The organism is Lelliottia wanjuensis, assembly GCF_030238365.1.
In the GTDB taxonomy this organism is placed as follows: Bacteria; Pseudomonadota; Gammaproteobacteria; order Enterobacterales; family Enterobacteriaceae; genus Enterobacter; species Enterobacter wanjuensis.
Genome location: NZ_JASSOT010000048.1, coordinates 105820 through 131892 on the forward strand (window position 1 = coordinate 105820; position 26073 = coordinate 131892).

The 26073-nt window shown below is 57.2% G+C and carries 25 protein-coding genes; 21 read left to right on the top strand and 4 right to left on the bottom strand.

Features of this window, described 5'->3' with window-relative positions; genetic code table 11:
• Positions 1 to 23 precede the first annotated feature (23 nt).
• The 3 genes from rpoH to livJ all read left to right on the top strand — a co-directional run bounded on the left by rpoH (position 24) and on the right by livJ (position 3865).
• Positions 24 to 881, top strand: coding sequence for an RNA polymerase sigma factor RpoH (gene rpoH, locus QQF33_RS04685; protein WP_059180334.1), 858 nt, complete (start codon positions 24 to 26; stop codon positions 879 to 881).
• Between the two features lie 420 nt (positions 882 to 1301).
• Positions 1302 to 2567, top strand: a complete 1266-nt coding sequence (locus tag QQF33_RS04690; RefSeq protein ID WP_285157465.1) for a 4-aminobutyrate--2-oxoglutarate transaminase — start codon at positions 1302 to 1304, stop codon at positions 2565 to 2567.
• Between the two features lie 197 nt (positions 2568 to 2764).
• Entirely contained in the window at positions 2765 to 3865 is a 1101-nt protein-coding gene (gene livJ, locus QQF33_RS04695; RefSeq protein WP_282493565.1) for a branched chain amino acid ABC transporter substrate-binding protein LivJ, read from the top strand.
• A 743-nt stretch (positions 3866 to 4608) separates the two neighbouring features.
• On the opposite strand, the gene panM is transcribed toward livJ, so the two are convergent.
• Complete coding sequence (gene panM, locus QQF33_RS04700; RefSeq protein WP_285146132.1) at positions 4609 to 4992, bottom strand: aspartate 1-decarboxylase autocleavage activator PanM; 384 nt, start codon at positions 4990 to 4992, stop codon at positions 4609 to 4611.
• A 424-nt stretch (positions 4993 to 5416) separates the two neighbouring features.
• On the opposite strand from panM, the gene livK reads away from it, so the two are divergent.
• From livK to ugpQ, 11 genes are all read left to right on the top strand, one after another.
• A complete protein-coding gene (livK, locus tag QQF33_RS04705) occupies positions 5417 to 6526 on the top strand; it encodes a high-affinity branched-chain amino acid ABC transporter substrate-binding protein LivK (protein ID WP_285155405.1) in 1110 nt (369 codons plus the stop codon).
• A 47-nt stretch (positions 6527 to 6573) separates the two neighbouring features.
• Positions 6574 to 7500: a high-affinity branched-chain amino acid ABC transporter permease LivH gene (gene livH / locus QQF33_RS04710; protein WP_095283762.1), complete on the top strand. Its 927-nt coding sequence runs from the start codon at positions 6574 to 6576 to the stop codon at positions 7498 to 7500.
• Complete coding sequence (locus QQF33_RS04715; RefSeq protein ID WP_285157466.1) at positions 7497 to 8774, top strand: high-affinity branched-chain amino acid ABC transporter permease LivM; 1278 nt, start codon at positions 7497 to 7499, stop codon at positions 8772 to 8774. The genes livH and QQF33_RS04715 overlap by 4 nt, the downstream gene beginning before the upstream one ends.
• Entirely contained in the window at positions 8771 to 9538 is a 768-nt protein-coding gene (livG, locus tag QQF33_RS04720; RefSeq protein ID WP_282493561.1) for a high-affinity branched-chain amino acid ABC transporter ATP-binding protein LivG, read from the top strand. Before QQF33_RS04715 ends, livG begins: the two co-directional genes overlap by 4 nt.
• A 1-nt stretch (position 9539) precedes the next feature.
• Positions 9540 to 10253 carry a high-affinity branched-chain amino acid ABC transporter ATP-binding protein LivF gene (gene livF, locus QQF33_RS04725; protein WP_282493560.1) on the top strand — a complete coding sequence of 238 codons (714 nt, stop codon included), beginning with the start codon at positions 9540 to 9542 and terminating at the stop codon, positions 10251 to 10253.
• Positions 10254 to 10317: 64 nt separating this feature from the next.
• Complete coding sequence (locus tag QQF33_RS04730) at positions 10318 to 10587, top strand: hypothetical protein (protein WP_282493559.1); 270 nt, start codon at positions 10318 to 10320, stop codon at positions 10585 to 10587.
• A 198-nt stretch (positions 10588 to 10785) separates the two neighbouring features.
• Complete coding sequence (ugpB, locus tag QQF33_RS04735; protein WP_282493558.1) at positions 10786 to 12102, top strand: sn-glycerol-3-phosphate ABC transporter substrate-binding protein UgpB; 1317 nt, start codon at positions 10786 to 10788, stop codon at positions 12100 to 12102.
• Between the two features lie 113 nt (positions 12103 to 12215).
• Entirely contained in the window at positions 12216 to 13103 is an 888-nt protein-coding gene (ugpA, locus tag QQF33_RS04740; protein ID WP_282493557.1) for a sn-glycerol-3-phosphate ABC transporter permease UgpA, read from the top strand.
• Positions 13100 to 13945, top strand: coding sequence for a sn-glycerol-3-phosphate ABC transporter permease UgpE (gene ugpE / locus QQF33_RS04745; RefSeq protein ID WP_282493556.1), 846 nt, complete (start codon positions 13100 to 13102; stop codon positions 13943 to 13945). Before ugpA ends, ugpE begins: the two co-directional genes overlap by 4 nt.
• A 1-nt stretch (position 13946) precedes the next feature.
• Positions 13947 to 15017 (top strand): sn-glycerol-3-phosphate import ATP-binding protein UgpC, encoded by a 1071-nt coding sequence (locus QQF33_RS04750; RefSeq protein WP_285146135.1) that lies wholly within the window; start codon positions 13947 to 13949, stop codon positions 15015 to 15017.
• Positions 15014 to 15763, top strand: a complete 750-nt coding sequence (ugpQ, locus tag QQF33_RS04755; RefSeq protein ID WP_285149963.1) for a glycerophosphodiester phosphodiesterase — start codon at positions 15014 to 15016, stop codon at positions 15761 to 15763. The genes QQF33_RS04750 and ugpQ overlap by 4 nt, the downstream gene beginning before the upstream one ends.
• Here ugpQ and QQF33_RS04760 read toward each other — a convergent pair.
• Entirely contained in the window at positions 15744 to 16121 is a 378-nt protein-coding gene (locus QQF33_RS04760) for a DUF2756 family protein (protein ID WP_285149964.1), read from the bottom strand. The two genes, ugpQ and QQF33_RS04760, sit on opposite strands and share 20 nt — an antisense overlap.
• A 122-nt stretch (positions 16122 to 16243) precedes the next feature.
• Between QQF33_RS04760 and ggt the strand changes: the two genes are divergently transcribed.
• Positions 16244 to 17989: a gamma-glutamyltransferase gene (gene ggt / locus QQF33_RS04765; protein ID WP_285149965.1), complete on the top strand. Its 1746-nt coding sequence runs from the start codon at positions 16244 to 16246 to the stop codon at positions 17987 to 17989.
• 122 nt (positions 17990 to 18111) lie between these two features.
• Here ggt and yhhY read toward each other — a convergent pair whose 3' ends face one another.
• Positions 18112 to 18600, bottom strand: a complete 489-nt coding sequence (yhhY, locus tag QQF33_RS04770) for an N-acetyltransferase (protein ID WP_285148460.1) — start codon at positions 18598 to 18600, stop codon at positions 18112 to 18114.
• A gap of 415 nt (positions 18601 to 19015) precedes the next feature.
• Between yhhY and QQF33_RS04775 the strand changes: the two genes are divergently transcribed.
• From QQF33_RS04775 to gntU, 5 genes are all read left to right on the top strand, one after another.
• A complete protein-coding gene (locus QQF33_RS04775) occupies positions 19016 to 20053 on the top strand; it encodes an oxidoreductase (protein ID WP_285148461.1) in 1038 nt (345 codons plus the stop codon).
• 123 nt (positions 20054 to 20176) lie between these two features.
• On the top strand, positions 20177 to 20872 hold the full coding sequence (locus QQF33_RS04780) for a pirin family protein (RefSeq protein ID WP_285148462.1): 696 nt from the start codon (positions 20177 to 20179) through the stop codon (positions 20870 to 20872).
• 93 nt (positions 20873 to 20965) lie between these two features.
• Positions 20966 to 21961, top strand: coding sequence for a gluconate operon transcriptional repressor GntR (gene gntR / locus QQF33_RS04785; protein WP_100778571.1), 996 nt, complete (start codon positions 20966 to 20968; stop codon positions 21959 to 21961).
• Positions 21962 to 22087: 126 nt separating this feature from the next.
• A complete protein-coding gene (gene gntK, locus QQF33_RS04790) occupies positions 22088 to 22615 on the top strand; it encodes a gluconokinase (RefSeq protein WP_282493548.1) in 528 nt (175 codons plus the stop codon).
• Between the two features lie 3 nt (positions 22616 to 22618).
• Positions 22619 to 23959, top strand: a complete 1341-nt coding sequence (gntU, locus tag QQF33_RS04795; RefSeq protein ID WP_282493547.1) for a gluconate transporter — start codon at positions 22619 to 22621, stop codon at positions 23957 to 23959.
• A gap of 144 nt (positions 23960 to 24103) precedes the next feature.
• Here the strand turns inward: gntU and yhgN are convergent, their stop codons facing one another.
• Positions 24104 to 24697, bottom strand: coding sequence for an NAAT family transporter YhgN (gene yhgN / locus QQF33_RS04800; protein WP_015960802.1), 594 nt, complete (start codon positions 24695 to 24697; stop codon positions 24104 to 24106).
• 175 nt (positions 24698 to 24872) lie between these two features.
• On the opposite strand from yhgN, the gene asd reads away from it, so the two are divergent.
• Positions 24873 to 25979, top strand: a complete 1107-nt coding sequence (gene asd, locus QQF33_RS04805) for an aspartate-semialdehyde dehydrogenase (protein ID WP_282493546.1) — start codon at positions 24873 to 24875, stop codon at positions 25977 to 25979.
• Positions 25980 to 26073: the final 94 nt, after the last annotated feature.

Here is a 26073-nt window from a genome sequence, read left to right on the forward strand (position 1 = left end):
AGACACTAAATTGAGAGGAATGAATGACCAAAGAAATGCAAACTTTAGCTTTAGCCCCTGTTGGTAACCTGGAATCTTATATCCGGGCTGCGAACACCTGGCCGATGTTGACGGCTGAGGAAGAAAAGGAGCTTGCTGAAAAGCTGCATTACCAGGGCGATCTGGAAGCAGCTAAGACGCTGATCCTGTCTCACCTGCGCTTTGTTGTTCACGTTGCTCGTAATTACTCGGGCTACGGCCTGCCGCAGGCGGACTTGATTCAGGAAGGCAACATCGGTCTGATGAAGGCTGTACGTCGCTTCAACCCGGAAGTGGGTGTGCGACTGGTCTCCTTCGCCGTTCATTGGATCAAAGCTGAAATTCACGAATACGTCCTGCGTAACTGGCGTATTGTGAAAGTCGCCACGACCAAAGCACAGCGCAAACTGTTCTTCAACCTGCGTAAAGCCAAGCAGCGTCTGGGCTGGTTCAACCAGGATGAAGTCGAAATGGTGGCGCGTGAGCTGGGTGTATCCAGCAAAGACGTGCGTGAGATGGAATCCCGTATGGCCGCTCAGGATATGACATTTGATATGTCTTCTGACGACGATGCGCAGGATAGCCAGCCGATGGCACCGGTTCTGTATCTGCAGGATAAAACCTCTAACTTTGCCGACGGCATCGAAGAGGATAACTGGGAAGATCAGGCCGCGAACAAACTCACCCACGCGATGGAAGGTCTCGACGAGCGTAGCCAGGCGATTATCCGCGCCCGCTGGCTGGACGAAGACAACAAGTCCACGCTGCAGGAACTGGCCGACCGCTACGGTGTCTCCGCTGAGCGTGTGCGTCAGCTTGAAAAGAACGCCATGAAAAAACTTCGCGCCGCTATCGAAGCCTAATTTTCGCGAAGTATCCCGATAACCCCTGGATGAAAGTCTGGGGGTTTTGTTTTTTATACTCCCCAAAACCGTAGGCCGGATAAGGCGCAGCCGCCATCCGGCAAAGTGCGGGCACAGATGCCCGATGGCGCTTCGCTTATCGGGCCTACTGGTTTTTTTTATACTCCCCAAAACCTGTAGGCCGGATAAGGCGCAGCCGCCATCCGGCAAAGTGCGGGCACAGATGCCCGATGGCGCTTCGCTTATCGGGCCTACTGGTTCTTTTTATACTCCTCAAAACCTGTAGGCCGGATAAGGCGCAGCCGCCATCCGGCAAAACGCACCCAACCTCGCTTTTTTCATCACCCGCTCTGGCGAATTCTTCCCCCCTGGCAAACACTTACAGATGCGCTACGCATGCGAATCTCTCAGGGGGACAGGGTGAAAAATAATGAGTTAAATGAACGGCGTGTGCAGGCCACGCCGCGCGGCATCGGGGTGATGTGCGGTTTCTACGCCGATAAAGCGGAAAACGCCACGCTGTGGGATGTCGAAGGTAACGAGGTGATCGACTTCGCCGCCGGGATCGCGGTGCTCAACACCGGTCATCGCCATCCCAAAGTGATCGCCGCCATCGAAAAACAGCTCCAGTCGTTTACCCACACGGCGTACCAGATTGTGCCGTACGAAGGCTACATCGCCCTCGCGGAGCGTATCAACGCCCGCGTGCCAATTGAGGGACCAGCCAAAACGGCTTTCTTCTCGACGGGCGCAGAAGCAGTCGAAAACGCAGTCAAAATTGCCCGCGCTTACACCAAACGTCCGGGCCTTATCACCTTCGGCGGTGCCTTCCACGGGCGCACCTTTATGACCATGGCGCTGACCGGCAAAGTGGCGCCGTACAAACTCGGCTTTGGCCCGTTCCCCGGCTCGGTCTATCACGCGCAATATCCCAATACGCTGCACGGCGTGAGCTCGCAGGACGCGCTGAAAAGTCTCGAACGTATCTTTAAAGCCGATATCGCCCCGGACCAGGTGGCGGCCATCATCCTTGAACCGGTTCAGGGCGAGGGCGGTTTTAACGTCGCCCCACCTGATTTTATGCAGGGCCTGCGCGCCCTGTGCGACACCCACAGTATTTTGCTCATCGCCGACGAAGTGCAGACCGGCTTTGCCCGTACCGGCAAACAGTTTTCGATGGAGCATCACTGCGTGAAGCCAGATCTGATCACCATGGCGAAAAGTCTGGCGGGCGGGATGCCGCTCTCGGCGGTATCGGGCCGCGCCGAAGTGATGGACGCCCCCGCGCCGGGCGGGCTCGGCGGCACCTACGCCGGGAATCCGCTGGCGATTGCGGCGGCGTTGGCGGTGCTGGAGGTGATCGACGAAGAAGATCTCTGCACCCGCGCGTCACACCTGGGTCATCATCTGGTTGAGGTGCTGAGCAAAGCCCAGTCCAGCTGCCCGTTTATCGCCGATATCCGCGCACAGGGGTCGATGGTCGCGGTCGAGTTCAACGATCCTGAGACCGGGCAACCCTCGCCGGAATTCACCCGCCAGGTGCAGGAGCGCGCGCTGGCCGAAGGGCTATTGCTGCTCAGTTGCGGCGTCTACGGCAACGTGATTCGCTTCCTCTATCCGCTCACCATCCCCGAAGCGCAGTTCCGTAAAGCGCTGGATATCATCTCTGCGGCGCTGACTCGATAAAGCCAAAGCCCGGTCGCAAATGCGTGCCGGGCTCAGCATATATACATTTCAAATTAGCTATTCCAAAATCATAAAAATGGGGTATGTTTTAGCAGAGTGTGCTGAAAAAGCGCGAGCAGCAGACCAATAATTGAAATAAAGCGCTACACAACAACATCACAACAATCGTAATAACCATAATAATGGGGAATCTCAGGATGAATATGAAGGGTAAAGCGTTACTGGCAGGATGTATCGCGTTGGCATTCAGCACTATGGCTCAGGCGGATATCAAAGTGGCTGTTGTCGGTGCGATGTCCGGTCCGGTAGCGCAATACGGCGACCAGGAATTTACCGGCGCAGAACAAGCGGTTGCAGACATTAATGCCAAGGGCGGGATCAAAGGCGAAAAACTGCAGATCGTAAAATATGATGATGCCTGTGACCCGAAACAAGCGGTCGCGGTGGCGAACAAAGTGGTGAACGACGGGATCAAATACGTTATCGGTCACCTGTGCTCCTCTTCCACTCAGCCAGCGTCTGATATCTACGAAGACGAAGGCATTCTGATGATCACCCCGGCGGCGACGGCGCCAGAGCTGACCTCACGCGGCTATAAACTGATTCTGCGCACCACCGGTCTGGACTCTGACCAGGGCCCAACCGCAGCGAAATACATTCTTGAGAAGGTGAAACCGCAGCGCATCGCGATTGTTCACGACAAACAGCAGTACGGCGAAGGCCTGGCGCGCTCCGTGCAGGACAGCCTGAAGAAAGCCAATGCGAAAGTGGTGTTCTTCGACGGGATCACCGCCGGTGAGAAAGACTTCTCCACCCTGGTGGCGCGTCTGAAGAAAGAGAATATCGATTTCGTTTACTACGGCGGCTACCACCCGGAAATGGGCCAGATCCTGCGCCAGGCGCGCGCGGCCGGTCTGAAAACCCAGTTCATGGGCCCGGAAGGCGTGGCGAACGTTTCTCTGTCTAACATCGCGGGCGAATCGGCTGAAGGGATGCTGGTGACCAAGCCGAAGAACTACGATCAGGTTCCGGCGAACAAACCGATTGTGGATGCGATCAAAGCCAAGAAACAGGATCCAAGCGGCGCGTTCGTGTGGACCACCTACGCGGCACTGCAATCTCTGCAGGCGGGCCTGAACCAGTCAGCCGATCCGGCTGAGATTGCCACCTGGCTGAAAGCGAACTCTGTCGATACTGTGATGGGGCCGTTGTCCTGGGATGAGAAGGGCGATCTGAAGGGCTTTGAGTTCGGTGTCTTCACCTGGCATGCGGATGGTTCAGCGACCGACGCTAAGTAATTAAATGCCCGGTGGCGCGCAGCGATCCGGGCCTACGGGAAGTGCGGTCTGATGCCCTCACCCTGGCCCTCTCCCTTTGGGAGAGGGCCTAAAAACGGCAACCTTTGGTTTTAATACCAGTCAGTTAAGCAACATAATGAATTTAAATTTATTATGTTGCTTGCTCCAGGACCTTTATGGCATCAGTGGAATTGTTCCGTTCACTTTCGTTCCTCTGCTTCCGGTCTATCACTCTGCGGTGAACGTGCCAGGGTGGCTCAATCGCCACCACCCTGGCAACCCCGGCTCCCGGCAAAGAAAATCGCCGCTTCGCGGTGCCCTCAGCTTATTCCTTGCGGCTATCGGGTCGGGCGCGATCCTGCATCCATGCAGGTCGCACCCTCTCGGCGCTTCCCTGCGCCTCGACCCGGCCTCCAGGAAACGCTTCGGCGATTTTCAGCCGGACTCACGCTCCCTCCAGCTTTACAGCCGTCTGAATGTGGCACCGGTATGGGTCCCCGCAGGCAGCGGGCCGGGAGGTGTGCGCAGTGCGAAGCACCGATTTCATGGCGGGGCGCGGGGATTGACAAGGGGGCCGCGCAGCCCCCTTGTCACGTTCACAGGTTAAGACGCCATTATATTCTGCTGAACATAAGGTGAACGGAATAACCTCAGATGCTTAACTGACCAGCATTACAACCTTTGGTTGCCGTTTTGCGTTGAACTTGTAGGCCGGGTAAGGCGCAGCCGCCACCCGGCTTTTTTTAACGCCGCTGCCAGCCGCTCTCCCGCTCCACAAACCCCAGCGCCTGCATAAATGCGGTCATCACCGCGCGGTCTTCCACGCCGACATCCGCCATCCACCAGGAGGAGACGTCCGGGTTGTCGCGAATCACCTCTTCAATCAGATATTGCCCGACGCCGCGACGGCGGGTGATTTCGCGCACACGCAGGGAGTCCAGCGCGCCTTCGCTGCCGCTCAGGGTCACGCGCACCGCGCCCAGCAGACGCTCGTTAAAGCGGGCGGCATAGATACGGTGAATATCATCCACGGCCAGTGAGGAAGGGGAATATTCCGGCCAGATCTTGCCCAGGTCGATATGATCCTGGTCGCTAAAGGACACCAGACGAAGGATGGTCAGTTTCATTAGCTGCTTGTCCAAATCAGAAAGAATAAAGGCAGTGTACTCAATTTATCTCGCCAGCGGCTTCCCCTTTTTTAAACCATTCTCCAGGTGATTACTTTTTTAGCTGCGCGATGTGCAGTGCGAAAATGCATGGATCGAAAATTAAGCAGAATTTTAACCTGAAAGGCAGTGTTTTATTCGGCGCTTTGTACCGTTATTTTATGCTGCAAACTGCACTTTTATTTGTTTATCTCTGTCGGATTTCAGAATATTATCTTTGCTTAATCGCCTGAAAAATAGAGATTTTAGTCTGGTTTTTAGCAAAAAACTGCGCTAAACCATTAAAGGCACTGGTAAAAATAGCGTTGTTCATTAAAAGTACAGAATGCTTTTTAACCATAATAAAACAAAATATATACATCACGTCACGAATGGGGATTCACAGATGAAAAGGAACGCGAAAGCATTAATCGCGGGAATGGTTGCATTAGCGATTTCGCAGGCAGCCATGGCGGAAGACATAAAAGTTGCCGTCGTCGGTGCCATGTCCGGTCCGGTTGCCCAGTGGGGCGATATGGAGTTCAACGGCGCGCGTCAGGCGATCAAAGACATCAACGCCAAAGGCGGCATCAAAGGGGATAAGCTGGTTGGCGTGGAATACGACGACGCCTGCGATCCAAAACAAGCCGTCGCCGTGGCCAACAAAATCGTTAACGACGGCATCCAGTACGTGATCGGCCACCTGTGCTCGTCCTCGACTCAGCCTGCTTCCGATATCTACGAAGACGAAGGCATTCTGATGATCACGCCTGGGGCGACGAACCCGGAGCTGACGCAGCGTGGCTACCAGCACATCATGCGTACCGCCGGTCTGGACTCCTCTCAGGGCCCGACTGCCGCGAAGTACATCCTCGAGAAAGTGAAGCCGCAGCGCATCGCGATCATTCACGATAAACAGCAGTACGGCGAAGGCCTGGCGCGTTCCGTCCAGGACGGCCTGAAAAAAGGCGGCGCGAACGTGGTCTTCTTCGACGGCATCACCGCCGGTGAGAAAGATTTCTCCGCGCTGCTGGCCCGTCTGCAAAAAGAGAATATCGACTTCGTCTACTACGGCGGCTACTACCCGGAGATGGGACAGATGCTGCGCCAGGCGCGCGCGACCGGTCTGAAAACCCAGTTCATGGGTCCGGAAGGCGTGGGTAACGCGTCCCTGTCGAACATCGCGGGCGATGCGGGCGAAGGCATGCTGGTGACGATGCCAAAACGCTATGACCAGGAACCGGCGAACAAAGCTATCGTAGAGGCGCTCAAAGCGCAGAAGAAAGATCCGAGCGGTCCGTACGTCTGGATCACCTACGCGGCGGTGCAGTCTCTGGCGACTGCCCTGGAACGTACCGGCAGCAAAGAGCCGCTGGATTTAGTCAAAGATTTGAAAGCACACGGCGCTGATACCGTGATTGGGCCGCTGAACTGGGATGAGAAAGGCGATCTAAAGGGATTTGAATTTGGTGTCTTCCAATGGCACGCCGATGGATCTTCCACGGTAGCCAAATAATCATCCCGCCGCCCGCGCAAAACGGGCGGTTATAAAAAGGTTTTCTTATGTCCGAGCAGTTTCTCTATTTCTTGCAGCAGATGTTTAACGGCGTCACGCTGGGAAGCACCTATGCGCTGATCGCCATCGGCTACACCATGGTTTACGGCATTATCGGCATGATCAACTTCGCCCACGGCGAGGTCTATATGATCGGCAGCTATGTCTCCTTTATGATCATCGCCGCCCTGATGATGATGGGCATCGACAGCAGCTGGCTGCTGGTAGGTGCCGGGTTTGTCGGCGCGATTGTGATTGCCAGCGCCTACGGCTGGAGCATCGAGCGCGTGGCCTATCGGCCCGTGCGCAGCTCCAAGCGTCTGATTGCGCTCATCTCCGCCATCGGGATGTCCATCTTCCTGCAAAACTACGTCAGCCTGACGGAAGGGTCACGCGACGTGGCGCTGCCAAGCCTGTTCAACGGTCAGTGGATTGTCGGAGCCAGCGAAAACTTCTCGGCGTCTATCACCACCATGCAGTTGGTTATCTGGATTGTGACCTTCCTGGCGATGCTGGCGCTGACCATTTTCATCCGTTATTCCCGCATGGGCCGCGCCTGCCGCGCCTGCGCAGAAGATCTGAAAATGGCCAGCCTGCTCGGGATTAACACCGACCGCGTGATCGCCCTGACCTTTGTGATTGGTGCAGCGATGGCCGCCGTCGCGGGCGTGCTGCTCGGTCAGTTCTACGGCGTGATCAACCCGTACATCGGCTTTATGGCCGGGATGAAAGCCTTCACCGCCGCGGTTCTGGGTGGGATCGGCAGTATTCCTGGCGCGATGATCGGCGGCCTGATTCTGGGCGTGGCCGAAGCGCTCTCCTCGGCGTACCTGAGTACCGAATATAAAGACGTGGTGTCGTTCGCCCTCCTGATTCTGGTGCTGCTGGTGATGCCTACCGGGATCCTGGGTCGTCCGGAGGTAGAGAAAGTATGAAACCGATGCATTTTGCGATGGCGCTCCTCTCTGCCGCCATGTTCTTCGTCCTCGCGGGCGTCTTTATGGGCGTGCAGTTAGAACTGGATGGCACCAAACTGGTGGTCGATACCGCTGCGGATATCCGCTGGCAGTGGGTGTTTGTCGGCACCACCGTGGTGTTCCTGTTCCAGCTGCTGCGTCCGGTGTTCCAGAAGACGTTGAAAAACGTCTCCGGCCCGAAATTCGTGCTGCCTGCCATTGATGGTTCGACCGTTAAACAGAAGCTGTTCCTCGTGGCACTGCTGGTAGCCGCTGTTGCATGGCCGTTCGTGGTCTCTCGCGGGACGGTGGATATCGCCACCCTGACCATGATCTACGTGATTCTGGGCCTCGGTCTGAACGTGGTGGTCGGTCTGTCGGGCCTGCTGGTGCTGGGCTACGGCGGGTTTTACGCTATCGGTGCTTACACCTTCGCGCTGCTGAACCACTATTACGGGCTGGGCTTCTGGACCTGTCTGCCGCTGGCGGGCCTGGTCTCTGCCGCCGCCGGTTTCCTGCTCGGCTTCCCGGTGCTGCGTCTGCGCGGCGACTATCTGGCGATTGTGACCTTAGGCTTCGGCGAAATCGTCCGTATCCTGTTGCTCAACAACACCGAAGTGACCGGCGGCCCGAACGGCATCAGCCAGATCCCGAAACCGACCTTCTTCGGCCTGGAGTTCAGCCGTTCCGCGCGGGAAGGGGGCTGGGATACGTTCAGCAACTTCTTCGGTGTGAAGTACGATCCGTCCGACCGTGTGATTTGGCTCTATCTGGTGGCGCTGCTGCTGGTGGTCATTACGTTGTTTGTGATTAACCGTCTGCTGCGTATGCCGCTCGGCCGCGCGTGGGAAGCGCTGCGCGAAGATGAAATCGCCTGCCGCTCCCTGGGCCTGAACCCGACGCGCATCAAGCTGACCGCCTTTACCATCAGCGCCGCGTTCGCCGGTTTTGCCGGAACCCTGTTTGCCGCACGTCAGGGCTTCGTCAGCCCGGAATCCTTCACCTTTGCCGAATCGGCCTTTGTGCTCGCTATCGTAGTGCTCGGCGGGATGGGTTCGCAGTTTGCGGTGATCCTCGCGGCAATTCTGCTGGTGGTTTCTCGCGAGCTGATGCGTGACTTTAACGAATACAGCATGTTGATGCTGGGTGGTTTGATGGTACTGATGATGATCTGGCGTCCGCAGGGCTTGCTGCCGATGACCCGTCCACAGTTGAAGCTGAAGAACGGGCAAGCGAAAGGAGAGCAGGCATGAGTCAGCCATTATTATCCGTGAACGGCCTGATGATGCGTTTTGGCGGCCTGCTGGCGGTCAATAACGTCTCGCTAGACCTGTTCCCGAAAGAGATTGTCTCCCTGATTGGCCCGAACGGCGCGGGGAAAACCACGGTGTTCAACTGCCTGACCGGTTTCTACAAACCGACGGGCGGGACCATCATGCTGCGCGATCAGCATCTTGAAGGGCTGCCGGGCCAGCAAATTGCCCGCATGGGCGTGGTGCGTACCTTCCAGCACGTGCGTCTGTTCCGCGAGATGACGGTGATTGAAAACCTGCTGGTGGCGCAACATCAGCAGCTGAAAACCGGCGTGTTCTCCGGTCTGCTGAAAACTCCGGCCTTCCGCCGCGCGCAGAGCGAAGCCCTGGATCGTGCCGCGACCTGGCTCGATCGTATCGGCCTGCTGCAGCACGCCAACCGTCAGGCGAGCAACCTGGCCTACGGCGATCAGCGTCGTCTGGAGATTGTCCGCTGCATGGTGACGCAGCCGGAAATCCTGATGCTCGATGAACCTGCCGCTGGTCTGAACCCGAAAGAGACCAAAGAGCTGGACGAGCTGATCGTCGAGCTGCGTAACCATCACGACACCACCATTCTGCTGATTGAGCACGATATGAAACTGGTGATGGGCATCTCCGATCGTATCTACGTGGTCAACCAGGGCACGCCGCTGGCGAACGGCACGCCTGATGAAATCCGACATAACCCAGACGTGATCCGCGCCTATCTGGGTGAGGCATAAAATGGAAAAAGCGATGTTATCTTTTGACAATGTGAATGCCCACTACGGCAAGATTCAGGCGCTGCACGACGTCAGCCTGCATATCAATCAGGGCGAGATCGTGACGCTCATCGGGGCCAACGGCGCGGGGAAAACCACGCTGCTCGGCACCCTGTGCGGCGATCCGCGTGCCACCAGCGGGCGCATCGTCTTTGACGGGAAAGACATCACCGACTGGCAGACCGCCAAAATCATGCGTGAAGCGGTGGCGATTGTTCCCGAAGGTCGCCGGGTGTTTTCCCGGATGACGGTGGAAGAGAACCTGGCGATGGGCGGCTTCTTTGCCGAGCGCGATCAGTATCAGACCCGCATCAAGCGCGTGTATGAACTCTTCCCGCGTCTGTACGAACGCCGCATTCAGCGCGCAGGCACCATGTCCGGCGGTGAGCAGCAGATGCTGGCGATTGGCCGTGCGCTGATGAGTCAGCCGCGCCTGCTGCTGTTGGACGAGCCGTCGCTCGGCCTCGCACCAATTATCATTCAGCAGATTTTCGACACCATCGAGCAGCTGCGCAAAGAGGGGATGACCATCTTCCTCGTCGAGCAGAACGCCAACCAGGCGCTGAAGCTCGCGGATCGCGGCTACGTGCTGGAGAACGGCCACGTGGTGCTTTCCGATACCGGCGACGCGCTGCTGGCGAACGAAGCGGTGCGGAGTGCGTATTTGGGCGGCTGAGCCGTCTGTTGTTGCCCGGTGGCGCTGCGCTTACCGGGCCTACAAACCCTGAAAGGAGATCGGGATGAAACGTATCTATCTGTTTGCCCTCGCGGCATGCTGTCTTACGGCAAACGCTGCAGAGAACATTAACCCACGCGACCCTTCCATCTGGCAGGAGCCCAATAAGCCGGACGAAAACAAACAGGATCCGTGTGAAATCTTACAGTCGTCTGTCTGCCCGGGTTATCAGGACCAGAAAACCGATATCCAGAAAGAGCAGAAGCGGCGGGAAGACAATCGACAACACAAAAGTCTGGAATCAGGCAAACCCTATTACCCGTCGTCATTTTGAATCGTAGGCCGGGTAAGGCGCAGCCGCCACCCGGCTTTTTTTGCCATGCAACCGTCACCATTCCATCATTCCCCTGACCCCTGCCTGTCATCATTCTGTAAATAAACAGTTATTTTTCTGTCATTCGAGCATGTCATGTTACCTCGCGAGCATAAAACGCGTGATATCGCGCATCCGGCACAATAAAGAGAGATGACAATGACTTCGTTACGACACACAGCTTTGGGTCTGGCAATCGGTCTGGCTTTTGCGACGAACGCAATGGCTGTCACCACGATTCCGTTCTGGCATTCCATGGAAGGGGAGTTGGGCAAAGAGGTTGATTCCCTGGCGCAACGTTTCAACGACACCCACCCGGATTACAAAATTGTGCCGGTGTACAAAGGTAACTACGAGCAGAGCCTGAGCGCGGGTATCGCGGCGTTCCGTACCGGTAACGCACCGGCGCTGCTGCAGGTGTATGAAGTCGGCACCGCCACCATGATGGCCTCGAAAGCGATCAAGCCGGTCTACGAAGTGTTTAAAGACGCGGGCATTAACTTCGATGAATCCCAGTTCGTGCCAACGGTGTCCGGTTACTACACCGATTCCAAAACCGGGCATCTGCTGTCTCAGCCGTTTAACAGCTCCACCCCGGTGCTGTACTACAACAAAGACGCCTTCAAAAAAGCCGGTTTAAACCCGGATCAGCCGCCGAAAACCTGGCAGGACCTGGCGGAGTACACCGCCAAACTGAAAGCGGCAGGCATGAAATGTGGCTACGCCAGCGGCTGGCAGGGCTGGATCCAGATCGAAAACTTCAGCGCCTGGCACGGTCTGCCAGTCGCGACCAAAAACAACGGCTTTGACGGCACCGATGCGGTGCTCGAGTTCAACAAGCCAGAGCAGGTGAAACACATCGCCCTGCTGGAAGCGCTGAACAAGAAGGGCGATTTCAGCTACTTCGGGCGTAAAGACGAATCCACCGAGAAGTTCTACAACGGCGACTGCGCCATCACCACCGCCTCTTCCGGGTCGCTGGCGGATATCCGTCACTACGCCAAATTCAACTACGGCGTCGGCATGATGCCTTACGACGCCGACGTCAAAGGCGCGCCGCAGAACGCCATCATCGGCGGGGCAAGCCTGTGGGTGATGCAGGGCAAAGACAATGGCACCTATAAAGGCGTGGCGGAGTTCCTCGACTTCCTCGCGAAACCTGAAAACGCCGCCGAGTGGCACCAGAAGACCGGCTATCTGCCGATCACTAAAGCCGCTTACGACCTGACGCGCGAGCAAGGCTTCTACGACAAAAATCCAGGTGCGGATATCGCCACGCGCCAGATGCTGAACAAGCCGCCGTTACCGTTCACCAAAGGTCTGCGTCTGGGCAACATGCCGCAGATTCGTACCATTGTGGATGAAGAGCTGGAAAGCGTCTGGACCGGTAAGAAAACGCCACAGCAGGCGCTGGATTCCGCGGTAGAGCGCGGGAATCAGCTGCTGCGCCGCTTTGAGCAGTCGACGAAGTCTTAATGCTTTTGCCGGATGGCGCTGCGCTTATCCGGCCTACAGAACGCACCATGTCGTCCTTGTAGGCCGGGTAAGGCGCAGCCGCCACCCGGCGTTTTCTGGAAAAGAGTCCCGCTATGTCATCATCCCGTCCGGTATTCCGTTCGCGCTGGCTGCCCTATTTGCTGGTCGCCCCGCAGCTGATTATCACCGTTATCTTTTTCATCTGGCCTGCGGGCGAAGCGCTGTGGTACTCAGTGCAAAGCGTCGATCCGTTCGGGCTCTCCAGCCAGTTTGTCGGCCTGGACAACTTCACCGCGCTGTTCCACGACAGCTATTATCTCGACTCCTTCTGGACGACGATCAAATTCAGCGCCCTGGTCACCGTCAGCGGCCTCGTGGTCTCCCTGTTTTTCGCCGCGCTGGTGGATTACGTGGTGCGCGGCAGCCGTCTGTATCAGACCCTGATGCTGCTGCCCTACGCCGTGGCACCCGCCGTCGCCGCCGTGCTGTGGATCTTCCTCTTTAACCCAGGGCGCGGGCTGATCACCCATTTCCTCGGTGAATTTGGATACGACTGGAACCACGCCCAGAACAGCGGTCAGGCGATGTTCCTGGTGGTCTTCGCCTCGGTGTGGAAGCAGATCAGCTACAACTTCCTGTTCTTCTTCGCCGCGCTGCAATCCATTCCACGATCGCTGGTCGAAGCCGCCGCGATTGACGGCGCGGGGCCGATTCGCCGCTTCTTCAAACTGGCGCTGCCGCTGATTGCACCCGTGAGTTTCTTCCTGCTGGTGGTCAACCTGGTCTATGCCTTCTTCGACACCTTCCCGGTGATCGACGCCGCCACTGCCGGTGGACCGGTGCAGGCCACCACCACGCTTATCTACAAAATCTATCGCGAAGGCTTTGCCGGTCTGGATCTCTCAGCCTCAGCCGCGCAGTCCGTGGTGCTGATGGGCCTGGTGATTGTGCTGACGGTGGTTCAGTTCCGCTATGTCGAAAGTAAGGTGCGTTACCAATGATTGAGAACCGTCCGGGGCTGACGATTTTCAGCCACACCATGTTGATTCTCGGGATCATCGTCATCCTCTTCCCGCTGTACGTGGCCTTTGTCGCCGCCACGCTGGATACCAAAGCCGTCTTCGACACGCCGATGACGCTGGTTCCCGGCGGCCATCTTTTCGAGAACATGGCGACCATCTGGACCCAGGGCGTCGGGGCCAACAGCGCGCCGTTCTGGCTGATGATGCTCAACAGTTTCATCATGGCGTTTGGCATTACCGTCGGCAAAATCGTGGTGTCGATGCTCTCGGCCTTTGCCATCGTCTGGTTCCGCTTTCCCCTGCGTAACCTCTTCTTCTGGATGATTTTTATCACCCTGATGCTGCCGGTCGAAGTGCGTATTTTTCCGACCGTGGAAGTGATCGCCAATCTCGGGATGCTCGACAGCTACGCGGGCCTGACGCTGCCGCTGATGGCCTCGGCGACCGCGACTTTCCTGTTCCGCCAGTTCTTTATGACTCTGCCGGACGAACTGATTGAAGCGGCGCGAATCGACGGTGCCTCGCCGATGCGTTTCTTCCGTGACATCGTTTTGCCGCTTTCCAAAACCAACCTCGCGGCGCTGTTCGTCATCACCTTCATCTACGGCTGGAACCAGTATCTGTGGCCGCTGCTGATTGTGCAGGACGTCAATCTCGGTACCGCCGTGGCGGGCATCAAAGGCATGATCGCCACCGGCGAAGGCACCACTCTATGGAACCAGGTGATGGCGGCAATGCTGCTCACGCTGATCCCCCCGGTCGTTATCGTTTTAGCCATGCAGCGCGCGTTCGTGCGCGGTTTAGTAGACAGTGAGAAATAAGATGGCAGGATTAAAACTACAGGCAGTCACCAAAAGCTGGGACGGCAAAAACCAGGTGATTCAACCCCTGACGCTCGACGTGGCGGACGGTGAATTTATCGTGATGGTCGGCCCGTCCGGCTGCGGGAAATCGACGCTGCTGCGCATGGTCGCCGGGCTTGAGCGCGTGACCAGCGGTGATATCTGGATTGACCGCCAGCGCGTCACCGAAATGGAACCGAAAGATCGCGGGATCGCGATGGTATTCCAGAACTACGCCCTCTATCCGCACATGAGCGTGGAAGAGAACATGGCCTGGGGCCTGAAAATCCGCGGGATGGGCAAGGGCCATATCGAAGAGAAAGTCAAAGAGGCAGCGCGCATTCTGGAGCTGGACGGCCTGCTGAAACGCAGACCGCGCGAGCTCTCCGGCGGCCAGCGCCAGCGCGTGGCGATGGGCCGCGCCATAGTGCGCGATCCGGCGGTGTTCCTGTTCGACGAACCGCTCTCCAACCTCGACGCCAAACTGCGCGTGCAGATGCGCCTCGAACTGCAGCATCTGCATCGTCGCCTGAAAACCACCTCCCTGTACGTCACCCACGATCAGGTCGAAGCCATGACGCTGGCCCAGCGCGTGATGGTGATGAACAAAGGCATCGCCGAGCAGATTGGTACGCCGGTAGAAGTCTACGAAAAACCGGCCAGCCGTTTTGTTGCCAGCTTTATCGGCAGCCCGGCGATGAACCTGCTGGAAGGACGCATCAGCAACGCGGGCACCCATTTTGAGCTGGAGAGCGGCATGGCGCTGCCGGTGAACTGGTTTTATCGCGGCTACGCCGGGCGTAAAATGACGCTCGGTATCCGCCCGGAACATATTGCGTTAAGCTCGCAGGCGGAAGGCGGCGTGCCCCTGGTGATGGACACGCTGGAGATGCTGGGGGCAGACAACCTGGCGCACGGACGCTGGGGCGATCAAAAGCTGGTGGTGCGTCTGGCGCATCAGGAACGCCCAAAGGCGGGGAGCACGCTGTGGCTGCATCTGCCGGAAAATCACCTGCACTTATTTGATGGTGAAACAGGACAACGCGTATGAGTAACTGGCCATATCCTCACATCGTCGCCCACCGTGGCGGCGGGAAACGAGCACCGGAAAACACCCTGGCAGCGATTGATAAGGGCGCGTATTACGGTCATCAGATGATCGAGTTCGACGCCAAGCTATCGAAAGATGGCGAAATTTTCCTGCTGCACGACGATAATCTCGAGCGCACCAGCAACGGCTGGGGCGTGGCGGGCGATCTGCCGTGGCGCGATCTGCTGAAAGTGGACGCCGGAAGCTGGTTCAGCGGCGAGTTCAAAGGCGAACCGCTGCCGTTGCTCGCGGAAGTGGCGGATCGCTGTCGTCAGCACGGGATGATGGCCAATATCGAAATCAAACCGACCACCGGCACCGGGCCGCTCACGGGCAAAGTGATTGCCCTGGCCGCGCGCGAAATGTGGGAAGGGATGACCGCGCCGCTGCTGTCGTCGTTTGAAATCGACGCTCTGGAAGCGGCACAAGCCGCCGCGCCGGAACTGCCGCGCGGATTACTGCTGGATGAATGGCGTGACGACTGGCACGAGCTGACCACCCACTTAGAGTGCGTGTCGATCCACCTGAATCACCGTCTGCTGGATGAGGCGCGCGTGAAGATGCTCAAAGACGCCGGACTGCACATCCTGGTCTATACGGTGAACACACCCCAGCGAGCGGCAGAGTTGCTGCGCTGGGGCGTGGACTGCATCTGCACCGATGCGATCGACGTGATTGGCCCGAACTTTAATTCTGCGGATTATTGAGCATATCGCCGTTCGAGCGCGGCGGCAGCATATGCTGCTGCTGACCGTCGCTCGTCCCGCCGCTTAACATCCCACCGTTGGTATTCGGCAACGGCTGCACGCGCGGCTGGCCCTGCTGAATCATCTGCGTATTGTTATTCATCTGATTTTGCAGGCTCTGCTGCTGAAGCTGAGTCTGGGTCTTCAGCTGCTGATTTAACATTCCTTTTTGCTGCTGCTGTTGGCCCAACATCTGGGTCTGCATCCGCTGCTGGCTCGGGATCTCATACCCCGGCTGGTTCGGGTTGTTCATGGTATTGAGTGGCTGTGCGAGCACGGCGAACGGAAGCAGTGCCGTTAAGATCAAGTAACGTTTCATTCTCATCTCCTCCTTCTGAGGCTTCTCTTAAGTTTACCCCGAATCCGCCACTACGATGATTTTTTAGGAGTTGTGAACCAGGCTTAAACGGGAATCTGGATCCCTTCACCTGGAGAACAACAATGATAAGACCAACGTTTTTGCGCTGGGTAGCGATCGCTGCGCTGATGGCGGGCGGGACATTCACCGTGGCGGCGAACCCGCCTGCCGCACCGCCGGTCTCCTACGGCGTGGAAGAAGATGTGTTTCATCCCGTGCGCGCGAAGCAGGGGATGGTGGCGTCGGTGGACGCGATGGCCACGCAGGTCGGCGTGGATATTCTCAAACAGGGCGGTAACGCGGTCGATGCGGCGGTCGCGGTGGGGTATGCGCTGGCGGTGACCCATCCGCAGGCGGGGAATCTCGGTGGCGGGGGCTTTATGCTGCTGCGCACCAAAGACGGCAATACCACGGCTATCGACTTCCGCGAAATGGCGCCGAATCAGGCGTCGCGGGATATGTTCCTCGACGAGCAGGGCAATCCGGACAGTAAAAAATCCCTGACGTCGCATCTGGCGAGCGGCACGCCGGGAACGGTCGCTGGCTTCTCGCTGGCGCTGGAAAAATACGGCACGTTGCCGCTGAACAAAGTGGTTCAACCCGCCATCAAACTGGCGCGCGACGGGTTTGTGGTCAATGACGCCCTGGCGGACGATCTCAAAACCTACGGCAGCGAAGTGATCCCGAATCACGAAAACAGCAAAGCCATCTTCTGGAAAGACGGCGAGCCGCTGAAGAAGGGCGATAAACTGGTGCAGGCCAACCTCGCCAAAAGCCTGGAGCTGATCGCCGAAAACGGCCCGGACGCGTTCTACAAAGGGGCGATTGCCGATCAGATTGCCGACGAGATGCAGAAGAACGGCGGGCTTATCACCAAAGCGGATCTGGCGGAGTACAAAGCGGTGGAGCGCACGCCAATCAGCGGGGAGTATCGCGGGTATCAGGTGTTCTCCATGCCTCCGCCGTCCTCCGGCGGAATTCACATCGTGCAGATCCTCAATATTCTTGAAAACTTCGATATGCACAAATTTGGCTTCGGTAGCGCCGATGCGATGCAGGTGATGGCCGAGGCGGAAAAATTTGCCTACGCCGACCGCTCGGAATACCTCGGCGATCCGGATTTTGTCAAAGTACCGTGGCAGGCGCTGACCAACAAAGCCTACGCCAAATCGCTGGCGGATCAGATTGATATCAACAAAGCCAAGCCGTCCAGCCAGATCCGCCCCGGCAAACTGGCACCGTATGAGAGCAACCAGACCACCCACTTCTCGGTGGTGGATAAAGACGGCAACGCGGTGGCGGTGACGTATACCCTTAACACGGTGTTTGGCACCGGGATTGTGGCGGGCAACAGCGGCATTCTGCTCAATAACGAGATGGATGATTTCTCCGCCAAACCGGGCGTGCCGAACGTCTACGGGCTGGTGGGCGGCGATGCGAATGCCGTCGGGCCGAAGAAGCGTCCGCTGTCGTCCATGTCACCGACCATTGTGGTGAAAGACGGTAAAACCTGGCTGGTAACGGGCAGTCCTGGCGGGAGCCGCATTATCACCACGGTACTGCAGATGGTGGTCAACAGCATTGATTTCGGCATGAACGTGGCCGAAGCGACCAACGCACCGCGTTTCCACCATCAGTGGCTGCCGGACGAACTGCGGGTAGAGAAGGGCTTTAGCCCGGACACCATCAAGTTGCTGGAGCAGCGCGGGCAGAAAGTGGTGGTGAAAGAGGCGATGGGCAGTACGCAGAGTATTGTGGTCGCGCCCGACGGTACGCTTTCCGGGGCATCAGATCCGCGGTCGGTGGATGATTTGACAGCGGGGTATTAGTGATTTGTTGCCGGGTGGCGGCTTCGCCCCTCACCCTAACCCTCTCCCCATAGGGGAGAGGGGACCGCACGGAGCCGTCTTTTCCCCCTCGCCCCTTTGGGGAGAGGGCCGGGGTGAGGGGGCTATTTCACCCGCGCCATATAATACGCATCCACATACTCGCCGTTGCGCAGGGCATATTTCTTCCCGGTCCCTTCGATTTCAAAACCAAACTTGCGATATACCGCGACCGCCGGTTCGTTGTCGACAAACACCGTCAGCTCAATACGATCGACGCGCAGCCAGTTGTCGCACATATCAATCATGGTGCGGATCAGCGCGCTGGCGACGCCGCGGTTGTGCCACTGGGCACCGACGCAGATACCAAAATCCGCCACGTGGCTGCGGCGCGGGCGCTGCGTCACTTCAATGCTCAGATGGCCGACCACGATACCGTCAATGCAGGCGACAAGCTGTTTCACGCCAATACGCTCCGCTAGCCGGTTATGCCACATCTCTTCGGAAGGATGAGGAACCTGTAGCGTGTTGTGATACACCTCCGGCTGCGCGTGGATCTGACGAATCGCGTCGTAATCTTTCGGTTCAGCGTGGCGTATCACTATCTCACTCATTCCTTCATCCTCGTTAGGTTAATGTCCTCTTTAACATCATGGAGTTTGAAAGGTGAGTCAACTCACTTTTTTGCAAAAAACATTGGACAAGTGCGAATGAGAATGATTATTATTGTCTCGCGTTCAGGAAGACCTCTACGGAAACCTGAAAGCACGACATTGCTCACATTGCTTCCAGTATTACTTTAGCCAGCTTCTAGCTGGCTTTTTTTTATCCTGTTTCAGCCTGGCTTACTTGCCATTTTGCCCCCGGGAAGTGCTCGCAATCCTCACGTACATTAAGTACGCTCCGGTTGCTGCGCGCTTGCCGTGCGCAAACTGGCTGCGCCGCCGACGGCTGTTGCGCGAGCATTTGTTGGGGCGATGAGAAAACTTGCGCTATGGTAGTCCCAGCAACCTTAACAAGGACTGAGCCATGACATTACATTGCGCATTTATTGGATTTGGTAAAAGCACCACCCGCTATCACCTTCCGTATGTTCTCAACCGTAAAGACAGCTGGCATGTGGCGCACATCTTCCGCCGCCATGCGAAGCCGGAAGAGCAGTCCCCGCAGTATTCCCATATTCATTTCACCAGCGATCTTGATGAGGTCTTAAACGATCCTCAGGTCAAACTGGTGATCGTCTGTACCCACGCCGACAGCCACTTTGAGTACGCGAAACGCGCGCTGGAAGCGGGTAAAAACGTGCTGGTGGAAAAACCCTTCACCCCGACCATGGCGGAAGCGAAAGAACTGTTCGCGCTGGCAAAAAGCAAAGGGCTGACCGTCACGCCGTACCAGAACCGTCGCTTTGATACCTGCTTCCTGCTGGCGAAACAGGCCATTGAGAGCGGCAAGCTGGGGGATATCGTCGAGATCGAAAGCCATTTCGACATGTATCGTCCGGTAGCGGAAACCAAAGCCGGTCTGCCGCAGGACGGCGCGTTTTACGGCCTGGGCGTGCACACCATGGACCAGATCATCTCCCTGTTTGGCCGCCCGGATCACGTCGCCTACGACATCCGCAGCCTGCGCAACAAAGCCAACCCGGACGACACCTTTGAAGCCCAACTGTTCTACGGCGACCTGAAGGCGATCGTCAAAACCAGCCATCTGGTGAAAACCGACTACCCGAAATTTATCGTTCACGGCACCCGCGGCTCGTTTATCAAATACGGTATCGACCAGCAGGAGACCAGCCTGAAAGCCAATATCATGCCGGGCGAACCGGGCTTTGCGGCGGATGCATCGGTAGGCCAGCTGGAGTACGTTAATCGCGACGGCGTGACGGTGAAAGAGGCGCTTACACCGGAAACTGGCGACTATGGCCGCGTCTACGATGCCCTGTTTGCGACAATCACGACCGGCGCGCCGAATTACGTCAAGGAATCTGAAGTTCTGACCAATCTGGAGATCCTCGAACGCGGGTTCGAGCAGGCAACTCCCGCCACGATTACCCTCGCGAAGTAAGCCCAATCGACTCCTCTGTGCTTGTTCATAATTTTTGAACAGAGGAGTCAATTTTCACCCTCTATGATCCCAGGCGGTTTGCGTCCACACTTACTCCATCGAAACGAACTGGGGTGAAAAACAATGATCTTTTTACGTAAAGCAGGCGATCGTGGTCACGCAAATCATGGCTGGCTGGACTCATGGCATACCTTCTCGTTCGCGGACTATTACGACCCGAACTTCATGGGCTTCTCGGCACTGCGCGTGATTAACGATGACGTGATTGACGCAGGCCAGGGCTTCGGTACCCATCCGCACAAAGACATGGAAATCCTGACCTATGTGCTTGAAGGGGCCGTAGCGCACAAAGACAGCATGGGTAACGAAGAGCAGGTTCCGGCCGGTGAGTTCCAGATTATGAGCGCCGGTACCGGGGTGCGTCACTCGGAGTACAACCCGAGCAAAACCGACAAACTGCACCTGTATCAAATCTGGATCATTCCAGAAGAAACCGGCATCACGCCGCGCTACGAGCAGCGCCGCTTTGACGCCCTGCAGGGCAAACAGCTGGTGCTTTCTCCGGATGCGCGCGAGGGCTCCCTGAAAGTGCATCAGGATATGGAGCTGTATCGCTGGGCGCTGGCGAAAAACGAACAGTCTGTGCATCAGATTGCCGCGAACCGCCGCGTGTGGATCCAGGTGGTAAAAGGTGAAGTGACCATTAACGGCACCAAAGCCACCACCGCCGACGGTCTGGCGATTTGGGATGAGCAGGCGTTGTCCGTTCATGCCGACAGCGAAAGTGAAATTCTGCTGTTTGATTTGCCTCCTGTATAAATAAATCCCCAACCTTCCCCATTTGACGGGGAAGGTTGGCCTTTGTCCGTGATAAACTGAGAGAATGTCTCATTAAAGGTTTCTCTCAGGACGATGAAAAAGAAACGACCCGTACTTCAGGATGTGGCCGATCGCGTCGGTGTGACCAAAATGACGGTCAGCCGCTTTTTGCGTAACCCGGAACAGGTTTCCCTGGCGTTGCGTGGCAAGATTGCCGCTGCTCTCGATGAACTGGGTTATATCCCCAACCGCGCGCCCGATATTCTCTCCAATGCCACCAGCCGTGCGGTCGGTGTTCTGCTTCCGTCCTTAACCAACCAGGTCTTCGCTGAAGTGCTGCGCGGAATCGAAAGCGTCACCGACGCCTACGGTTATCAGACCATGCTCGCGCACTACGGGTACAAACCGGAACTGGAAGAGGAACGTCTTGAATCGATGCTCTCCTGGAACATCGACGGCCTGATCTTAACGGAACGTACTCACACACCTCGTACCCTGAAGATGATTGAAGTCGCCGGTATTCCGGTGGTCGAGCTGATGGACAGCCAGTCCCCGTGCCTGGATATCGCCGTCGGGTTCGATAACTTCGAAGCCGCGCGTCAGATGACCGCCGCCATCCTCGCACGCGGTCACCGCCACGTCGCCTATCTGGGCGCACGTCTCGACGAACGTACTATCATCAAACAGAAGGGATACGAGCAGGCCATGCTCGATGCCAACTTAACGCCGTACAGCGTGATGGTGGAGCAATCCTCTTCCTACTCGTCCGGTATTGAGCTGATGCGTCAGGCCAGGCGCGAGTATCCCCAGCTTGATGGTATTTTCTGTACCAACGATGACCTTGCGGTCGGCGCAGCCTTTGAGTGTCAGCGCCTGGGGCTGAAAATCCCTGACGATATGGCGATTGCCGGTTTCCACGGCCACGATATCGGACAGGTGATGGAACCCCGTCTGGCGAGCGTCCTGACGCCGCGCGAACGCATGGGCCGTATCGGTGCGGAACGCCTGCTGGCGCGCATTCGTGGTGAAGTCGTGACGCCTAAAATGTTAGATTTAGGTTTCACCTTGTCACCGGGTGGATCAATTTAGTCTGACAAATTTGAAGTAGCTCACACTTATTCACTTCGCGCACGAATGGATATTGCTTCTCCATAGCCCCGGCAGGACAATGTTACCGATAACTGTTACCCGTAACAATTGACTGAGGGGCACCCTTTGAGCACGACAAATCTCGATCACCACGTTTACGTTCTGATGGGCGTTTCCGGTAGCGGTAAATCTGCCGTCGCCAGTGAAGTGGCGCATCAACTCCAGGCTGCATTTCTGGATGGCGACTTCCTCCACCCGCGCAGCAACATCACCAAAATGGCCGCTGGCGAGCCGCTGAACGACGACGATCGTAAGCCGTGGTTACAGGCGCTGAACGATGCCGCGTTTGCGATGCAGCGCACCAACAAAGTGTCGCTGATTGTCTGCTCCGCGCTGAAAAAGACCTATCGCGACCTGCTGCGTGACGGTAATCCAAACCTCTCCTTTATCTATCTGAAAGGCGATTTCGACGTGATCGAAAGTCGTCTGAAAGCCCGTAAAGGTCACTTCTTCAAGACCCAAATGCTGGTGACGCAGTTTGACGCACTGCAGGAACCGGGTGCAGACGAAAGCGATGTTCTGATCGTCGATATCGATCAGCCGCTGGACGGTGTTGTTGCCAGCACCATTGAGGTCATTAAAAAAAGGCAGTAAGCAGTGAGTACATTAACGCTTGTTTTGACAGCAGTCGGCTCCGTTTTGCTGCTGCTGTTTTTAGTGATGAAGGCGCGTATGCATGCCTTCGTCGCTTTGATGGTGGTTTCTATTGGTGCAGGTCTCTTTTCCGGTATGCCGCTCGATAAAATCGCAGCGACGATGGAAAAAGGGATGGGAGGCACGCTGGGTTTCCTGGCGATTGTGGTCGCGCTCGGCGCGATGTTTGGCAAGATTTTGCATGAGACGGGCGCGGTCGATCAGATTGCCGTCAAGATGCTCAAATCCTTCGGCCACAGCCGCGCGCACTATGCGATTGGTCTGGCCGGTCTGATTTGCGCGCTGCCGCTGTTCTTCGAAGTGGCGGTGGTGCTGCTGATTAGCGTCGCGTTCTCGATGGCGCGTCACACCGGCACTAACCTCGTGAAGCTGGTGATTCCGCTGTTTGCGGGCGTGGCGGCCGCCGCAGCGTTTCTGCTGCCTGGGCCTGCGCCAATGCTGCTGGCCTCGCAGATGCACGCCGATTTTGGCTGGATGATTTTGATTGGCCTGTGCGCGGCGATCCCGGGGATGATTATTGCCGGGCCGCTGTGGGGCAACTTTATCAGCCGCTACGTTGAGCTGCACATTCCTGATGACATCACCGAGCCGCACCTGGGCGAGGGCAAAATGCCGTCCTTCGGCTTTAGTCTGTCGCTGATCCTGCTGCCTTTAGTGCTGGTCGGGCTGAAAACCATCGCCGCGCGCTTTGTGCCGGTCGGTTCCAGCACTTACGAATGGTTCGAGTTTATCGGCCATCCGTTCACCGCGATTCTGGTGGCCTGTCTGGTGGCGATTTACGGCCTGGCGATGCGTCAGGGGATGCCGAAAGACCGCGTGATGGAAATCTGCGGCGCGGCGCTGCAACCGGCGGGGATTATTCTGCTGGTGATCGGTGCGGGCGGCGTGTTCAAGCAAGTGCTGGTGGATTCTGGTGTCGGTCCGGCGCTGGGCGAAGCGTTGACCGGGATGGGCTTGCCGATTGCCGTGACCTGCTTCGTGCTGGCGGCGGCGGTACGTATCATTCAGGGTTCTGCGACGGTCGCTTGCCTGACGGCGGTTGGCCTGGTGATGCCGGTGATTGAACAGTTGAACTACTCTGGCGCGCAGATGGCGGCATTGTCTATCTGTATCGCGGGCGGTTCGATTGTGGTCTCCCACGTAAACGACGCCGGCTTCTGGCTGTTCGGTAAATTTACCGGCGCAACCGAAGCACAAACCCTGAAAACCTGGACGCTGATGGAGACCATCCTCGGCACGACAGGGGCGATTGTCGGGATGATTGCGTTTTCGCTGCTGAGCTGATCGCCGATCGGTTCCCTCTCCCTTGAGGGAGAGGGTTAGGGTGAGGGGGAAATGCGCACGCTGATGCCCTCACCCCGGCCCTCTCCCACAGGGAGAGGGTGCAAACACCAAAAATGGTCACTGGCGTGACCATTTTGCTTTTACCTAGCCTTTCATCCACGCCCGAATCCCGTCCAGGAACATCTGCGTCGCCATCATCACCAGAATCAACCCCATCAGACGCTCCAGCGCGTTCACCCCTTTCTCACCGAGCAGGCGCAGGAACAGCGACGACTGCAGCAGGATGATAAAGGTCCCGCCCCAGGCGATCAGCAGGGCAATCACCAGATGGCTCATCTGATTCGGATACTGATGTGACAACAGCATCAGCGTCGCCAGAATCGTCGGTCCGGCGACCAGCGGGATTGCCAGCGGTACGATAAACGGCTCTTCGCCCGCAGGCAGACCGCTGCTGCTCCCTTCGGCGCTCGGGAAAATCATCTTAATCGCGATCAGGAAAAGAATAATGCCGCCGGAAATCGAGACCGTCTCGGCGCGCAAATTCAGGAACGCGAGGATCTTCTCCCCCGCGAACAGGAAGATAAACATCACCAGCAGGGCGATGAGCAGCTCGCGGATCATGATCGCCCGGCGGCGCTTTGGCTCGGTGTGTTTCAGCACCGACATAAAGATGGGCAGGTTCCCAAGCGGATCCATAATCAGGATCAAAAGCACCGCCGCGGAAATGATTTCAGTCATTATTTGTATCCCTGATAAACCCTGTGGTTTCTATTGTAATTAGTGGTATTACTGATCGCAGCGCAATCATTGATTAATTTCACTTGCGACTTTGGCTGCATTTTGTAATGTGAAGGCTATACCCGTTGGATACGGGTTGACACACACAGCACACACCTCTGCAGGAACATATTTTATGAAAAACGTTGGTTTTATCGGCTGGCGCGGTATGGTCGGCTCTGTCCTCATGCAACGCATGATCGAAGAGCGCGATTTTGACGCCATCCGCCCGGTCTTCTTCTCCACTTCCCAGTTCGGGCAAGCAGCGCCCGCGTTCGGCGGTGCCTCTACGGGCACGCTTCAGGACGCCTTTAATCTGGAAGCGCTGAAGGCACTTGATATTATAGTGACCTGCCAGGGCGGCGATTATACCAACGAAATCTATCCAAAGCTTCGTGAAAGCGGCTGGCAGGGTTACTGGATTGACGCCGCTTCCTCTCTGCGTATGAAAGACGACGCGATCATTATTCTCGACCCGGTGAACCAGGATGTCATCACCCACGGCCTGAACAACGGCGTCAAAACCTTTGTCGGCGGTAACTGCACCGTCAGCCTGATGCTGATGTCCCTGGGCGGCCTGTTCGCGCAGGATCTGGTGGAGTGGGTCTCCGTGGCGACTTACCAGGCCGCATCCGGCGGCGGCGCGCGCCACATGCGCGAACTGCTGGCGCAGATGGGTCACCTGCACAGCCACGTCGCTGACGAGCTGGCGAACCCGGCCTCGGCGATTCTGGATATCGAACGCAAAGTCACGGCACTTTCACGTTCCGGCGAACTGCCGGTCGATAACTTCGGCGTTCCACTGGCGGGCAGCCTGATCCCGTGGATCGACAAACAGCTCGACAACGGCCAGAGCCGCGAAGAGTGGAAAGGCCAGGCCGAGACCAACAAAATCCTCAGCACCTCTTCGGTGATTCCGGTTGATGGTCTGTGCGTGCGCGTCGGCGCGCTGCGCTGCCACAGCCAGGCTTTCACCATTAAACTGAAAAAAGATGTGTCTATTCCGACCGTCGAAGAGCTGCTGGCGGCACACAACCCGTGGGCGAAAGTGGTGCCAAACGATCGCGATATCACCATGCGCGAACTGACCCCTGCTGCCGTCACCGGCACGCTGACCACGCCGGTGGGTCGCCTGCGTAAGCTGAACATGGGGCCGGAGTATCTCTCGGCCTTCACCGTCGGAGACCAGCTCCTGTGGGGCGCCGCCGAACCGCTGCGCCGCATGTTGCGACAGTTGGCCTAACAATTTGCGAATACCGGGGGTGATTTTCACCCCCTTTTTTTGCGCGTAACCCAGCGTTCTGCGCCGAGCTTTCAATTTTTATCAGGAGTCATTT